Annotated in this window: 14 protein-coding genes; 9 read left to right on the forward strand and 5 right to left on the reverse strand. The window is 43.9% G+C overall.

Features of this window, described 5'->3' with window-relative positions; genetic code table 11:
- Positions 1-157: 157 nt before the first annotated feature.
- The 6 genes from napF (at position 158) to ACU01J_RS14200 (ending at position 4,739) form a co-directional block, all read left to right on the forward strand.
- Positions 158-652: a ferredoxin-type protein NapF gene (napF, locus tag ACU01J_RS14175; protein WP_481086284.1), complete on the forward strand. Its 495-nt coding sequence runs from the start codon at positions 158-160 to the stop codon at positions 650-652.
- A 3-nt stretch (positions 653-655) separates the two neighbouring features.
- A complete protein-coding gene (locus ACU01J_RS14180; RefSeq protein ID WP_481086285.1) occupies positions 656-970 on the forward strand; it encodes a chaperone NapD in 315 nt (104 codons plus the stop codon).
- Positions 967-3,456 (forward strand): periplasmic nitrate reductase subunit alpha, encoded by a 2,490-nt coding sequence (gene napA, locus ACU01J_RS14185; protein ID WP_481086286.1) that lies wholly within the window; start codon positions 967-969, stop codon positions 3,454-3,456. Before ACU01J_RS14180 ends, napA begins: the two co-directional genes overlap by 4 nt.
- A 73-nt stretch (positions 3,457-3,529) precedes the next feature.
- On the forward strand, positions 3,530-3,985 hold the full coding sequence (locus tag ACU01J_RS14190; protein ID WP_481086287.1) for a nitrate reductase cytochrome c-type subunit: 456 nt from the start codon (positions 3,530-3,532) through the stop codon (positions 3,983-3,985).
- Between the two features lie 28 nt (positions 3,986-4,013).
- Positions 4,014-4,592: a NapC/NirT family cytochrome c gene (locus tag ACU01J_RS14195; protein WP_481086288.1), complete on the forward strand. Its 579-nt coding sequence runs from the start codon at positions 4,014-4,016 to the stop codon at positions 4,590-4,592.
- A gap of 12 nt (positions 4,593-4,604) precedes the next feature.
- Positions 4,605-4,739 carry a TIGR02808 family protein gene (locus tag ACU01J_RS14200; RefSeq protein WP_481086289.1) on the forward strand — a complete coding sequence of 45 codons (135 nt, stop codon included), beginning with the start codon at positions 4,605-4,607 and terminating at the stop codon, positions 4,737-4,739.
- A gap of 116 nt (positions 4,740-4,855) precedes the next feature.
- On the opposite strand, the gene galE is transcribed toward ACU01J_RS14200, so the two are convergent.
- The 4 genes from galE to ACU01J_RS14220 all read right to left on the reverse strand — a co-directional run bounded on the left by galE (position 4,856) and on the right by ACU01J_RS14220 (position 10,348).
- The gene (gene galE, locus ACU01J_RS14205) at positions 4,856-5,872 is read right to left on the reverse strand and encodes a UDP-glucose 4-epimerase GalE (RefSeq protein ID WP_481086290.1); all 1,017 of its coding nucleotides are present in this window, start codon (positions 5,870-5,872) and stop codon (positions 4,856-4,858) included.
- Between the two features lie 84 nt (positions 5,873-5,956).
- Positions 5,957-7,924 carry a sensor domain-containing diguanylate cyclase gene (locus ACU01J_RS14210; RefSeq protein ID WP_481086291.1) on the reverse strand — a complete coding sequence of 656 codons (1,968 nt, stop codon included), beginning with the start codon at positions 7,922-7,924 and terminating at the stop codon, positions 5,957-5,959.
- Positions 7,921-8,418 (reverse strand): YfiR family protein, encoded by a 498-nt coding sequence (locus ACU01J_RS14215; RefSeq protein ID WP_481086292.1) that lies wholly within the window; start codon positions 8,416-8,418, stop codon positions 7,921-7,923. Before ACU01J_RS14215 ends, ACU01J_RS14210 begins: the two co-directional genes overlap by 4 nt.
- Positions 8,408-10,348, reverse strand: coding sequence for a TonB-dependent receptor plug domain-containing protein (locus ACU01J_RS14220; protein WP_481086293.1), 1,941 nt, complete (start codon positions 10,346-10,348; stop codon positions 8,408-8,410). Before ACU01J_RS14220 ends, ACU01J_RS14215 begins: the two co-directional genes overlap by 11 nt.
- Positions 10,349-10,622: 274 nt before the next feature.
- On the opposite strand from ACU01J_RS14220, the gene ACU01J_RS14225 reads away from it, so the two are divergent.
- From ACU01J_RS14225 to ACU01J_RS14235, 3 genes are read left to right on the forward strand one after another with little or no spacing between them, the layout of a single operon-like run.
- Positions 10,623-11,378 carry a 5-oxoprolinase subunit PxpA gene (locus ACU01J_RS14225; protein WP_481086377.1) on the forward strand — a complete coding sequence of 252 codons (756 nt, stop codon included), beginning with the start codon at positions 10,623-10,625 and terminating at the stop codon, positions 11,376-11,378.
- Positions 11,375-12,082, forward strand: coding sequence for a 5-oxoprolinase subunit B family protein (locus ACU01J_RS14230; protein ID WP_481086294.1), 708 nt, complete (start codon positions 11,375-11,377; stop codon positions 12,080-12,082). The genes ACU01J_RS14225 and ACU01J_RS14230 overlap by 4 nt, the downstream gene beginning before the upstream one ends.
- A complete protein-coding gene (locus ACU01J_RS14235; RefSeq protein WP_481086295.1) occupies positions 12,079-13,011 on the forward strand; it encodes a 5-oxoprolinase subunit C family protein in 933 nt (310 codons plus the stop codon). The genes ACU01J_RS14230 and ACU01J_RS14235 overlap by 4 nt, the downstream gene beginning before the upstream one ends.
- Positions 13,012-13,036: 25 nt before the next feature.
- Here ACU01J_RS14235 and ACU01J_RS14240 read toward each other — a convergent pair whose 3' ends face one another.
- A complete protein-coding gene (locus ACU01J_RS14240) occupies positions 13,037-14,482 on the reverse strand; it encodes an FAD-dependent oxidoreductase (protein WP_481086296.1) in 1,446 nt (481 codons plus the stop codon).
- Between the last annotated feature and the right edge of the window lie 36 nt (positions 14,483-14,518).

Genomic DNA, 14,518 nt, shown 5'->3' on the forward strand with positions numbered 1-14,518 from the left:
GTGAGTTTATTGATCTAAAGCAACTTTCATCAGCAATTACCCCCTAAGGGGTATTTATCGAAATGTTTCAAAAACTACAATTTATATATGGATAAATGAAAGGTTATGAACAATGTTTTATCCAAAATTTTAATAGTTAACCAGTTTAGGTGTGATAGTGGTAGACCTATCCAAAAGGCGCTTATTTTCAAAACGTACCGTTGACGATAATACTATTCGTTTACCGTGGCTTACAAACAGCGCTCAATTCATTGAATTGTGTACTCGCTGTGGCAAGTGTGCTGAAAACTGCGAAACGAACATCATCATTAATGGTGATGGTGGTTTTCCTCAGGTCGATTTCTCACGTGGTGAATGTACTTTTTGTTACAGATGCGCACAGGTGTGTCCGGAGTCATTATTTGAACCTGAAAAAAATAATCCGTGGGATGCAAAAGCGAGCATGACTGACGGATGTCTGGCAAAGCAAAATGTCGAATGCCGAAGCTGTGGTGATATGTGCGAAACCATGGCAATCCAGTTTAAGTTGGAAATCGGTAAAGTCGCACAGCCGAATATAGTCCTTGATGAGTGTACAGGTTGTGGAGCATGCGTTGCAATATGCCCTACTTTATCCATCAATGTGAGCAATTTTAGTTTAGAACGGAAGTAACCAATGTCACTGAATGAAGTGCATATTTCTAGCTTAGTCGTCCATTGTGCCCCAGAGCACTTAGAAACGATCAAGGCACAGATTGAAGAGATTGATAACGCAGAGATTTACGGGGATAGCCCAGAAGGGAAAATCGTCGTTGTAATGGAGACAGAAAACCAAGGTTTCATTACTGACAACATCGAAGCAATCAACAACTTACCAAACGTTTTGAGCACGGTTTTAGTTTATCACCAAATCGAAACAGAGCTTGATGAAAACGAATCAATAAATGAAAACACTGGAACTCAACATTCCCAAACCGAGGGTGAAGTATGAAGATGACAAGACGAGCGTTTGTGAAAGCAAACGCGGCAGCATCAGCAGCAGCGGTTGCAGGTATTACATTACCAGCTTCTGCTAGTAACCTGATCGCTAGCTCAGACCAAACTAAAATCACATGGGATAAAGCACCTTGTCGTTTTTGTGGTACGGGTTGTTCCGTTCTTGTGGGTACACAAAATGGCAAAGTTGTTGCGACGCAAGGTGACCCTGAAGCACCAGTAAACAAAGGCCTTAACTGTATTAAAGGTTACTTCCTTTCTAAGATCATGTATGGCCAAGACCGTCTAACTCAGCCACTTCTACGTATGAAAAATGGCAAATACGACAAAGACGGCGACTTCGCTCCAGTTTCTTGGGATGTTGCTTTTGACACAATGGCTGAAAAATGGAAAGAAGCTCTTAAGAAGCAAGGTCCATCAGGCGTTGGTATGTTTGGCTCTGGTCAGTGGACAGTAATGGAAGGTTACGCTGCTGCTAAGATGATGAAAGCGGGTTTCCGCTCAAACAATATCGACCCTAACGCTCGTCACTGTATGGCATCAGCGGTAGGCGCATTCATGCGTAGTTTCGGTATCGATGAACCAATGGGTTGTTACGATGACTTTGAAGCAGCAGACTCTTTCGTGCTTTGGGGTTCGAATATGGCAGAAATGCACCCTGTTCTATGGACTCGTATAACTGACCGTCGTCTTAGCCACCCACACGTTAAAGTAAACGTACTGTCTACTTACTACCACCGTTCTTTCGAGCTAGCAGACAAAGGTTACATCTTTGAGCCTCAGTCAGACCTTGCGATTGCAAACTTCATCGCACACTACATCATCGAAAACGATGCGGTAAACTGGGACTTCGTTAATAAGCACACGAACTTCAAGCAAGCAACAACAGACATTGGTTACGGCCTACGTGATGATGATCCGCTACAAAAAGCAGCTGCTAACCCTAACTCGGGTAAAATGTCTTCTATCTCATTTGAGGAATACAAGAAGTCAGTTGCGCCTTACACAGTAGAAAAAGCATCTGAAATGTCAGGTGTTTCTGAAGAAAAACTTATTGAGCTTGCTAAACAGTACGCAGATCCAGATACAAAAGTAATGTCACTATGGACTATGGGTATGAACCAACATACTCGTGGTGTCTGGATGAACAGCTTGATTTATAACATCCACCTACTAACAGGTAAGATTGCGACACCTGGTAATAGCCCATTCTCACTAACAGGTCAGCCATCAGCATGTGGTACTGCTCGTGAAGTTGGTACGTTCGCGCACCGTCTACCTGCAGACATGGTTGTTGCTAACCCTAAACACCGTAAGATTGCCGAAGGTATATGGAATATCCCTGATGGTGTTATCCCTCCAAAACCGGGGTATCACGCAGTTCTTCAAGACCGTATGCTTAAAGACGGCAAGCTTAACGCTTACTGGGTAATGTGTAACAACAACATGCAAGCGGGTCCAAACATCAACGGTGAACGTCTACCGGGTTACCGTAATCCAGAAAACTTCATTGTGTGTTCTGACCCATACCCAACAGCAACCGCGCAAGCAGCTGACCTAGTTCTACCCACAGCAATGTGGATTGAGAAAGAAGGTGCTTACGGTAACGCTGAGCGTCGTACTCAAGCTTGGTACCAACAAGTCGAAACTGTCGGCGAAGCAAAGTCTGACTTATGGCAAGTGATGGAATTCTCTAAACGCTTCAAGATGGAAGAAGTTTGGACTGAAGAACAACTTGCTGCTGCGCCTCAATACCGAGGTAAAACCATGTATGACATGCTGTTTGCTAACGGCGTGATCAACAAATTCCCAATCGAAGAAGCTCGTGAACTAAACGACGATGCACACCACTTCGGTTATTACGTACAAAAAGGCCTATTCGAAGAGTACGCGGCATTTGGTCGCGGTCATGGCCACGATTTAGCACCTTATGATTTATACCACGAAGTACGTGGCCTACGCTGGCCTGTTGTTGATGGTAAAGAAACGCTATGGCGCTATAAAGAAGGCTCAGATCCATATGCGAAAGCAGGTTCTGGTTGGGATTTCTACGGTAAACCTGACGGTAAAGCACTGATTATCTCTGCTCCATACGAAGCACCACCAGAAACACCTGATGCTGAGTTCGATATGTGGTTATGTACTGGCCGTGTTCTAGAACACTGGCATACAGGTACTATGACTCGTCGAGTACCAGAGTTGTACAAAGCCGTTCCTGATGCTGTTTGTTATATGCACCCAGCAGATGCGAAAGCACGTGGCGTCCGCCGTGGCGACGAAGTACTCATCGAGAACAAACGTGGTGAAGTACGTGTGCGTGTTGAAACACGTGGCCGTAACCGCCCACCTCAAGGCTTGGTATTCGTACCGTTCTTTGATGCACGTATTCTTATTAACAAGCTGATTCTAGACGCAACCGATCCACTGTCTAAACAGACAGACTTCAAGAAGTGTCCAGTTAAGATTACTAAAATCGCTTAAATATGAATGCTCTAACTGCCCTCTTTGAGGGTAGTCAGAATCAAGATTTTGGCCATTAGGCGGAGAATTAATAATGAAAAAATTTCTAATCGCACTGTTATCTGTTGGTGCTCTTGTAAGCGGCGTTGCCGTTGCTGAAATCGAAAACCCTGGCGGTATCGGTGGTCTTGAGTCTTTACGCGGTGCAAGTGAGCTAGAAGCAACTCGTCCTGCAGATGACTTAAAAAAGTTCCCTCGTGAGCAAGTACTCGACAGCAGTTTTGTATATCAACCACCACTAATCCCACATAACATCCGTAGTTACGAAGTGTCTCTAAATGCAAACAAATGCCTAGCATGTCACAGCTGGAAAAACGCAAAAGAGATGGGCGCAACTAAGATCAGTGTTACTCACTACGTAAACCGTGAAGATGCTGTACTAGCTGACGTATCACCTCGCCGTTACTTTTGTCTTCAGTGTCACGTTCCTCAAGCAACCGCAAAACCGCTTGTTGAAAATGAATACAAGAGTGTTGATGCGCTTAAATAAGCGCACGTGAGTAAATAAGAGGTTACCTATGAAATTATTGAAAGCGTTTTGGAAGAGACTAGCGAGTCCAAGTAAAGCTGCCGTTGGCGTAGTTTTATTTATGGGCTTTGCCGGTGGTCTTCTATTCTGGGGCGCATTTAACACAGGTATGGAAGCAACCAACACAGAAGAGTTCTGTGCTGGTTGTCACGCACCTATCGTTGAAGAAATTCAAGAAACGATTCACTACTCTAACCGTTCTGGTGTGCGTGCAATTTGTTCAGATTGTCACGTTCCACATGAATGGACAGATAAGATTGTACGTAAAGTTCAGGCGTCTAAAGAACTTTATGCTCACTTTATTGCTAAGACCATCGATACCCCTGAAAAATTCAAGGAACGTCGTGCTCACTTAGCTGAACGTGAGTGGGCTCGCTTGAAGAAAAATGACTCTCTTGAGTGCCGCAACTGTCACCAATTCGAGTACATGGATTTCTCAGAGCAAAGCACTCGTAGTGCGAAGCAACACTCAACAGCCCTAGCATCAGGTGATAAAACATGTGTAGACTGCCATAAAGGTATCGCACACAAACTACCTGACATGCATGGCGTCGAAGGCTGGCAATAAGGGAACTAAATTATGAGTACATTAGAATCTGTAATTTGGCATATCCTAGGCTATGGTGCTATGCCTTTCATTATCTTATCGGGCTTTGCCGTAGTCGCTGCTATCTGCGTTTGGCTACTATCGCTTAGTAAAGATAAAGAGGTTTAATTGACTGAACCTCGGTCATTAAACCTTTAACGCTTATTCAATTTTGCCTATTTTGTATCAAGCGTAAATAAAAAACCACCGTGTATACGGTGGCTTTTTTTGTTTAGTGGCTTTAATTAAGTTTCTGGATAACCTTGAGGGTTGTTTGATTGCCAACGCCAAGTATCAGCGGTCATTTCTTCTAACGAGCGTACAGCTTTCCACTCTAGTTCATTCATCGCCTTAGCAGGGTTTGCCCAACATTCAGCAATATCACCAGGACGACGCTCTACTATCTTGTATGGCACCTGCTTTCCAGACGCAAGCTCAAACGCTTTGACCATTTCAAGAACACTTGAGCCATTACCTGTACCTAAATTGTAGATATGCAGACCATCTTTACGCCCTACTTTCTTCAGCGCGGCAATGTGACCATCTGACAAGTCCATTACATGGATATAGTCACGCACACCCGTGCCATCGGGCGTTGGGTAATCATTACCAAAAACAGATAGAAACTCACGGCGACCGACTGCGACTTGAGAGACGAAAGGCATTAGGTTATTTGGAATACCTTGAGGATCTTCGCCTAACTCACCGCTAGGGTGCGAGCCTACCGGATTGAAGTAACGCAGTAGCGTAATGCTCCAATCAGGGTTCGCTTTTTGAAAATCAGTTAAGCACTCTTCGACCATAAGTTTGCTACGACCATAAGGGTTGGTGGCGCTGGTTGGGAAATCTTCTGTGATAGGCACAGATGCTGGGTCGCCATATACTGTCGCTGACGATGAGAATACCAGCGACTTCACGCCCACCTCGCGCATCGCATCCACAAGAACTAACGTACCGTTTACGTTGTTGTCGTAGTATTCAAGCGGCTTCTCAACCGACTCACCAACCGCTTTTAGGCCAGCAAAGTGAATCACAGCCTCGATATCATGTGCCTTAAGCGCCTCTTTTAGTCGCTCTTTATCACGAATATCACCTTCAATAAAATGTGGTCTAACCCCTGATACTTTCTCAATGCGCTCAAGCACAGAAGACTTACTGTTGTACAAGTTATCGAAAATGACAGGTTTCATCCCTGCTTCAATCATCTGAATACAGGTATGGCTACCGATATAACCCATGCCACCGGTTACTAGAACATTCATATTGCTAACCTTTTGAAATCACTAACCGTATAATAAAGAAGTATTACTACAAAACATAGGCCATATTTACATTAAAGAACAAAGTTAACCCTGACTGATGACATATCGACCTTTACCACTACTTTTTGCTTGATACATCGCGGTGTCCGCAGCTTTAAGCCTCTGGTCCAAATTCTCACTCAAGTCAGTAGAATAGTGAACGCCAATACTTGCGCCGACTTTAAGTACTCGTCCTCTATAGACGATATCGCGCTGAATGGCGTCTATTAACTGTTCAGCAATCGAAGATATATTAGTCACGGTTGTCTTGGTAACAAGCACAACAAACTCATCGCCAGAAAGTCGTGCAACTAAGTCATGACTGGTAAACGTTGATAACAGACGCTCAGCAACTTGTTTTAGTACCTCATCCCCGGCGTCGTGGCCATAAGTATCATTAACCCCTTTAAAGCCATCCAGCTCAAGGTACAAAAGTGCAACTCCATCGTCGGTATCACGCTCAATCGTTAACGTTTCATCTAGCACTCGATACAGCTTGGCACGATTAGCCAACCCCGTTAAAGAGTCATGGTGCGCTAGGTACTCTAGCCTTTCCATCTCTTTGAGGTTAGAGAGATCAGAAAGGATATAAACGTAATCGTAATTATTAATCCCTTCGCTACTCACAATGCGCGACACTTTGACGAACATGGGTACCTTGTGCCCATCGAGGTGTTTTTCCCAGATCTCACCTTGCCACTGCCCATACTGCTCTACAGACTCTTTGATCGTTGGCATCAATGAGTAAAACTGCTGCCATTCGAAAGAGTTTTCAGGTTTCTTGCCAAGCAAGAATTCTTGTGTATAGCCAAGTAAACGAGTGACTGCCGGGTTAACCATAGTGATCACGTCATTATCGTCAGTCACTATAAGACCATCTTGGCTGTTTTCAAATACACCCGCAGCTAAGCGCTGGCGTCTTAATGCGGCTTCGACTTCGGTTATATCTTGAATTGCAAACAGAACCTGCCCGACCTTACTCAACTGTGTGGAGCTGATGTTGAGCAATTGATGGTGTTTAAACACATCCATGACCCACACTTGTTTATCCGTAAACTCCAAACGACGATTAATCGCGTCAGAAATCACCGATGACTCACCCTTATTGATGATATCAACAAGTTTTGTTCCCTTCAGGTACGCTGAAGTGCAGCGGAACACGTCACATGCCGCTGGGTTAAAGTGAATGATCTCACCACGAGAATTAACAACAATCAGCGCGTGTTTAACCGTCTCTACCACTTCATTCGCAAACGACTTTTCTTCCTCAAGCTTATCAAGCGTGAATGCAACCTGCTGTTCACGTTGCTTCAATCTATAAAGCATGGTGTTGAACGCCTTAACAAGCGCACCAATTTCATCATTCGCAGCGGGTAATATGTTTGGTGCCGTCTGTTTACGATCGATAAACGAACGCATACCGACATTCAAGTTATATACTGGACCAAGAATGTATTTCTGAACCGTCATATACAGAACTAAACCTGCAGTTGCAAGTAATAAGAAAAATACTAGGCTATTAAGTAACGCATTCGTGTATAGGCTATCGAATGACGCTTTTGAAATCGTCACCCTAAGATTGGCAATAACTTCTTTTTCTAGCTCTACTGGAACAAGTAGGAAGATATATTCATTACCAATCGAGTAGCTATTCAATGCGATTTCTTCTCGTTGGCGCTCGGTGGGTACTGGAGCCACAGAACCATCACGTTCATACATCGCAAACAATTGACCATCAGAAGTGTAGAGCTTAACACGATACACTTCGTCATCTGCAGAGAAAGCATCAAGCAATTCTGTTGCACTTACGCTGTCACTGAACAAGATTGCAGCCTGCAGGTTATAGGCAACACCCTTTGCCAATACACTAACTCGATTAATCAAGTTCTCTTTCTGAGTTTCAAAAGCGTTAAAGAACGCATAGCTTTGTGAAACCACAAAAATCATCCCGGTAAATACGATGATCGGAACGATCAACTTGCTCTTCAAGGAGAGGTTGGTCGGGAGCTTCATTGTTTACCCCCTTCAATCTCTGCAACACGTAAGAAGTTAGAAGACAGTTGGTAACCCGCAATGTTTTTGAGATTCACCTTTGGTTTTATTTTTCCTTGTTTTTCGACCAGCGCTATTGCCCCACCATTATTTGTGAACTGCTCCATACCGCCGATAGTCACAGTCCCCTTTGGAAGGCTGGCTAACAAGTTCAAGTTACTGGGTTCACTGATGTAGAGCACATCGCAATCTACATCAGTAATATTCAGTGGTTTGTTTCGTACTTTTTTGCCACGAGTAATTTGTACTAAGATTTTTTGAATTTCAGCGTCATCGGCAACACAAATGTTGATGCTATTCATTGCTGACTCTTGATCCCAATATACGAATGTTGCTATTCGATATAGGTAGACGGCCTTCACTTGCTCTGGGCTAAAACTCGACCATGCGGGTACTGACACACCAAGTGAAACTAATAAAGTCAATATCCTAGTAGGGAGGTGATTAATAAGCATAACTCAGCCTTAGCGCAACACTTGGCTCTTGATTGTAGCCTCCATAAGCTTCCATATGGGCCCCTTCACCCTGACCTAAGCCTGTCACTAGTGCTTCAACTAATGGTGAGGATGAAGTCTGTTGCCAAGCTAAACGTAAATCCAACACAACAAAATCATCAAGTTCTGGTTGACCTTTATACTCGGTCGCTTGCTTCTTCAAAACCATGTCAAATTTAATCTGGTCTGTGATACTCCATAAGCCCTGTATTGACGCAATATGCTGAGAGTCGATTGAATAAAAATCAATAGCGCTTCCAGAGCTACTCCCAGAGTTATTCCAACCCTGCTCAAGAGTTACATAACTATAGGCTCCATATAAGCTGAAGGTATCTGAAATGTTCCAGTGAGCAGCAACTTCAACCCCAACAGAGTCAACAAAATAGTCTGCACTGGATTGATAGATATTGATAAGTTCAGGGTTAACTCCGACGTATTCTTGACCAACAATATTGTCATAATGACTTAAAAAGAACGTGCTATCGAATTCAAAAACACTCGCGACATAACGATAGCCAAGTTCATACGTCAGCACAGTCTCAATTCTTCCAGACTCATTAGGCAACGACATTGAATAAACATATTGATTGTTAGTAGGATCAGCAGAACAGTCTTTTCCAATTGGGCAGTATGCCTCGACTAAAACAAATGATGAATTGGTATCCATATAAGATGGGGCAATGGCACTACGACCAACTCCGGCCCAAATGCTATTTGCATCGTCAAACTTATATATAGCACGTGCTTGTGGTGATATTTCTACTTCTTGATTTTGTCCAAAGTACTCGGCCTTAGCACCAATAACAGTAGTGAGCTTTGAAGTCCAAGAGGCGGTATACTGAACAAAACCATTGATTATGTTATCTGACGCGGAGTCTATATTGTAAAGACGTATAGCAGAGTACGAGTCAGTAAAGTCATAATCACTTAATTGATGATAAAAATCTAAATCAATAAAGCGGTAGCCACCACCATAAGTAATTGTGTCTCTATCATTTAGTACAGTAATAAAATTGGCTTCGGCGTCAACCGTAAGATACTTCCCCGGAGCATCGTACGATGAATCATGATTTTGCTGAAAGCTAAGGCTATAAGTGCTGTCAGTTGCCGGAGAAAGTTGAATAGCTTTGTCATACTGAACATAATAAGAGTAACTATCAATTTCTTCCGTTTCAGAACGAATATCTGAAAAATAGCCATTTTGATAGCGTACCTTATAGATATCTTGATCATAGCTTGCTTGTTCGCCACCAACTCTTAAGCTCCAATCATCTACTTTTTCAAACACCATCCCGGCAACATGAGTGTTCCAGCACGTCGGATCTTTAATAGGATCACGCTTTGTTGACTTATACTTATAGAATGCACGAGCGTAAATATTATTGGACAGTTGAATGCCTTGCCGAATGCCGACATTGTATCTTCCATATTGCTCATAAGTTGCTGATACTAAACCCCCTTGAGTTTTCTCTGCCGACTTAGTCACAATATTAATCACACCATTTTCGGCATTTCCCCCCCAAATTGTACCTGCAGGACCTCGAAGCACTTCAATGCGATCGATGTCTTCGAGCATATAGTCGATTTCGGGCCAATAAACACCTCCGTAGATCGGGCTATATAAACTACGTCCATCTTGTAAAACCAACATTTTGTTGAATAAGCCACTATGAAAACCGCGACTCGATACCGCTGATTCTGTGCCAGAGATACTACTTACCCTTAAACCTGGAACAAGCGCAAGAGCTTCTGCGATTGATTTTGCGCCACTACGCTTGATTCGTTCACCATCAAGAACGTACACAGCAGCTGGGATATCCGTTAGCTTTTGTGAAAACTTTGAAGCAGTTTCCAGAGTCACATCGAGCATAGAAAGTTCTTCTAAACTCATAGACATTAATTCAGTAAGATCGTCATCAGCGTAGACTGAAAAACTGCACAGTGTGACAATTGATGATATAAGCGTTCGTTTGGGCATAGTACCAAATTTCATGATTGAGTTGGCAAAAACAATGAAATAAACAACACCATTATTTCATCAATTATGGCTTATTTACATACTATATATCATATTTTATTTATTAAAAAATAAGCACATGTAGTCGCCAGAATACATCTATCATATATATGTTTTTAAAACCCCTTTTACATCGGAGTAACTAGTGATAGCGAAAAATATTACATACCTCAATTGTGATATGGGTGAAAGCTACGGCTCTTGGAAAATGGGAAATGATCCCGCCGTCATGCCGCATATTGATATGGCAAATATAGCATGTGGATTTCACGCCTCCGATCCCATCATAATGAGCAACACAATCCGACTTGCTGTCGCTCACGATGTCAAAATTGGCGCTCACCCAAGTTATCCGGATCTACAAGGCTTTGGCCGTCGTAGTATTTCAATGGATCCAGAAGAAATTACCGCGATGGTCATCTATCAAGTCGGGGCTCTAAAGGCTTTATGTGAAAGTCATAATACTGAAGTGACGTACATCAAGCCTCACGGCGCACTCTACAACGATATGCAGACCGACCTCGCCGTTTTCGAATCTGTGGTTGATGCGACCTCAAGCTTCGGTCTTCCTCTTATGACACTCGCGGTTACCGATAACCAAGCATTGCTCGATATTGCTGATAAGTACAATGTCCCTCTTCTATTCGAAGCTTTTGCTGATCGACGCTATCAAGCTAACGGGTTACTCGCACCTCGAAGCCTACCAGACGCAGTCATTCATAACCGAGATGACTTACTCAGTCAGGTGCAGCAAATTATTCGTTATAAAAAAGTTCGTACTATTGATGGCTTTTTAATACCGCTTGAAGCTGACACCATTTGTGTCCATGGAGATAACGACGAGAGTATTTCACTCATTCAAGATATCCGTAATCTGATTAAAGCCGAAGAAGGTGCTGAATGAATATAGAAACATCCATCGATCCAGTAGCCGAGTGCTCCATCTTGATCAAATTCAACAGCGAACCTAATGATCACCTTTCTTGGGTCATAGGCCAGATTAGCCAGAGCCTTAGTAACCAGCTCAGCCCATGGGTTATGAACGTCACCCCCTCTTTTACGACAATCTTGATTGACTATCTCCCGCACCGTATTTCCATCTTCGAGTTCGTTCCCTACTTGGAGCACCTCGTCACCGAAGCGCTAAAAGAGATACCTGAGCACCATCGCTCAACAATAATTGAGTTACCTGTTTACTATGACCTTTCTGTCGGCCCAGACCTAGAACTCTATCGACAGCAAGGGCTAGAGATAGAAAACGTCATTCAAGCTCACCACGACCAAATTTATACCGTCGGTGCAATCGGCTTCACCGCAGGGTTTGCGTTTTTGACCGATGTTGATGAGCGTATCCGTCAACCGCGTAAAGATAGCCCAAGAGTGATGCTGCCTAAAGGTAGTGTCGGCATCGCCAATAACCAAACAGCTATTTATCCTTGCGAAAGCCCTGGAGGTTGGAACATCATTGGTAACTGCCCAATAGATCTGTATTATCCAGACGCTTCGCCGATCTCACCGTTCTCAATTGGCTCTCAGATAAAGTTCTACCCAATCGGTTTGAAGGAATTTACACAGCTAGGCGGAACAATATCGGAGGGTTGGCAATGAATAAATCCTATTGCATTGAAGTCATCAAGCCAGGACAACAAACACTAATCCAAGACTTTGGCCGCTTCGGCTATTCACATTTTGGGATTGCTCAAGGCGGTCCGGTAGACGATTACGCCTATAGTTGGGCCAATCACCTGCTCGGTAACTCCATTAATGCGGCTTCACTAGAGGTCACACTCGGACAAGCTGAGTTTCTCGTTCACGCTTCGTGCGAAATGGCCATTGCAGGGGGGGATCTCAACGCGCGCCTAGACGGTGAACCTATCACAAACTGGTCAACATTCAGAGCACTTAAGGGACAACGACTGACCTTCGGATTACCTAAAAATGGCTTGCGCGCTTACTTAGCGATTAAAGGAGGTTTTTGCATACCTCACCAACTCGGAAGTGTTGCGACTGTCACACGTGATAAACTCGGAGGCATGAGTGGAGGTCACCCACTTGCTCTTGGTGACGTACTTAGTTTTACTCCACATAAGATTTCCTTGCAGACTAAACAAATGACCTTCCGCTATAAACCGGACTACGATCTGCCTATTGAGCTACGTCTGATTGAAGGTTATCAAGTAGATGACTTCAATCGTGATCAAGTAGATTTACTGTACAAGATCGAGTTTGAAGTAAGCCAACTCATTGATCGCATGGGATATCGAATGACTAATGGTAGAATCCAAGTCCCAAATAAAGAGTACTTAAGTGAAGGTATTGCGCTAGGCGCGGTACAAATTCCTCCTAATGGAGAGCCGATTATTTTGCTTAATGACCGACAGACCATCGGCGGATACCCAAAAGTGGGCTGTGTGGCCAGAATTGATTTACCGAGGCTTGCGCAAGCCAAACCAGGCCAGAAAGTGCGCTTTGTTAAGGGCGACTTATTAGGATTACAAGACGTTTGGTCGCAGTGGGCTCGTTTCTTTGGCTACTAAAGGTAAGAGGTGATAAATACCACCTCTACTGTTGTGCGCCGTAATAACGCGCTAGCCCTTCTGGGTAACCCCTTTCTATCGCAAGTTGAACGGCTTTAATTTCTACGTCTTGGGGCTTCAAAGCCATGCTGACAGGATGAAGCTGTTCTATAGATTTTTCACCATATTCATACAGCCCCCATGTTTCAACAAGTTTGGTCGCGGCTTCCAACGCTGAAGACCCTTTTACCACTTCAACGCGTGCGTAATGCTCGCCTTCAAAGGTCACATCGGCTGCGCGCAAAGTATCATCTTTACCCGGAATCTGCTGAGCACCAAATAATGGCGTGCCATATTCATGTGCACTTCCGTATGCCGGAACAAAACGAGCCATATGATCGATGGCACGTCGACTGCGATCAATGATCACATCGTCATTCCAACCCTTCTTGATTTTTTTAATCAGACGATTTGGTAGCAAAGGCTGCGAAGATTGCCCCTGCGTTGCGACCAAGCCGTCATCAAACAAGGTAATATCTTTCGTCATACCGTGCAGCTGAAAGATACCATTCGGATAAGGCGTTAGTTGCGCCATGCCATTCGGCGTCCCTCTTGGCCCATGGAAGATGACTTCCGGCCACAGTTCAGCACATGAATCCCATTGTGTGACGTAAGCCGCTTTAAATTCAACTAGACGCTCACGGGGCTTGTTGGCTAAATCATCGATTGCACCGGTTTCGTAACCACATGCATTGACTAGGTAATCAACCTCTGTGATTTTACACTCGCCATTACTCGCTAGGTATTCAATCTTCCAGCCATTCGCTTCTTCTTCTACACCAACAACTTCAGTGTTTGTTAATAACTGGCAATTGGGCATTTTCTCTAACGCCAGCGTTGCTGATGCAGCAATACGAAAAACACTCCACCCATGCTCTTGAACAGCTACGACAGGGAACTTTAAGCCTTCGAGGTCGGTATGTTTGGCAAATGGAATCATCCATTCATCGATCGTTTGAGGGTTTACTGGCTGAGACATTGCCGCCAACGCTTCAAGCTCTTCTTTAGAGTAAAAGCGATAGTAGTCGTTGGGTTCACCTAACACTTTGTTCGCACCGTCGAGCTCCACTAACTCTGTGTAGCACTTTTGAATCGTAATCAGCCGTTCATAAAGCTCTTCTGGGCTCCCGCCATCGCTATAGGGAACCGCTATCACAGTAGGTCGATGATTAATCGTGTTTGGATATAGGCGAACAGTTTCGATAGATTGCTTTAGCAGATCTATACACTGGTCCGTATCAATTTCCCTGTACAAATTTCCACCAGCATGCAAGTGACAGATGGGAGGTCCGCTAACTAGGCCTGCCCCTTTTTCAATCAAAGTGACGTTTAGACCAAGCTCTGCTAAGTGTAATGCGGCTGTTGCACCAGCTATACCACCACCGATAATGGCAATTTTAGTGTACATCGAGTTGTTGTTATGAGGTTGCATTTATGTCGCTAATCCTTTCATTCTCGGGACATTTTA

Source organism: Vibrio sp. 2433-A1 (genome assembly GCF_056726085.1).

What these genes read in the sequence shown, in the direction of transcription:
- ACU01J_RS14180 (WP_481086285.1), top strand. Translation starts at nt 656, where the DNA reads ATGTCACTGAATGAAGTGCATATTTCTAGCTTAGTCGTCCATTGTGCC.
- napA (WP_481086286.1), top strand. Translation starts at nt 967, where the DNA reads ATGAAGATGACAAGACGAGCGTTTGTGAAAGCAAACGCGGCAGCATCA.
- ACU01J_RS14190 (WP_481086287.1), top strand. Translation starts at nt 3,530, where the DNA reads ATGAAAAAATTTCTAATCGCACTGTTATCTGTTGGTGCTCTTGTAAGC.
- ACU01J_RS14195 (WP_481086288.1), top strand. Translation starts at nt 4,014, where the DNA reads ATGAAATTATTGAAAGCGTTTTGGAAGAGACTAGCGAGTCCAAGTAAA.
- ACU01J_RS14200 (WP_481086289.1), top strand. Translation starts at nt 4,605, where the DNA reads ATGAGTACATTAGAATCTGTAATTTGGCATATCCTAGGCTATGGTGCT.
- galE (WP_481086290.1), bottom strand. Translation starts at nt 5,872, where the DNA reads ATGAATGTTCTAGTAACCGGTGGCATGGGTTATATCGGTAGCCATACC.
- ACU01J_RS14210 (WP_481086291.1), bottom strand. Translation starts at nt 7,924, where the DNA reads ATGAAGCTCCCGACCAACCTCTCCTTGAAGAGCAAGTTGATCGTTCCG.
- ACU01J_RS14215 (WP_481086292.1), bottom strand. Translation starts at nt 8,418, where the DNA reads ATGCTTATTAATCACCTCCCTACTAGGATATTGACTTTATTAGTTTCA.
- ACU01J_RS14220 (WP_481086293.1), bottom strand. Translation starts at nt 10,348, where the DNA reads ATGAGTTTAGAAGAACTTTCTATGCTCGATGTGACTCTGGAAACTGCT.
- ACU01J_RS14230 (WP_481086294.1), top strand. Translation starts at nt 11,375, where the DNA reads ATGAATATAGAAACATCCATCGATCCAGTAGCCGAGTGCTCCATCTTG.
- ACU01J_RS14235 (WP_481086295.1), top strand. Translation starts at nt 12,079, where the DNA reads ATGAATAAATCCTATTGCATTGAAGTCATCAAGCCAGGACAACAAACA.
- ACU01J_RS14240 (WP_481086296.1), bottom strand. Translation starts at nt 14,482, where the DNA reads ATGCAACCTCATAACAACAACTCGATGTACACTAAAATTGCCATTATC.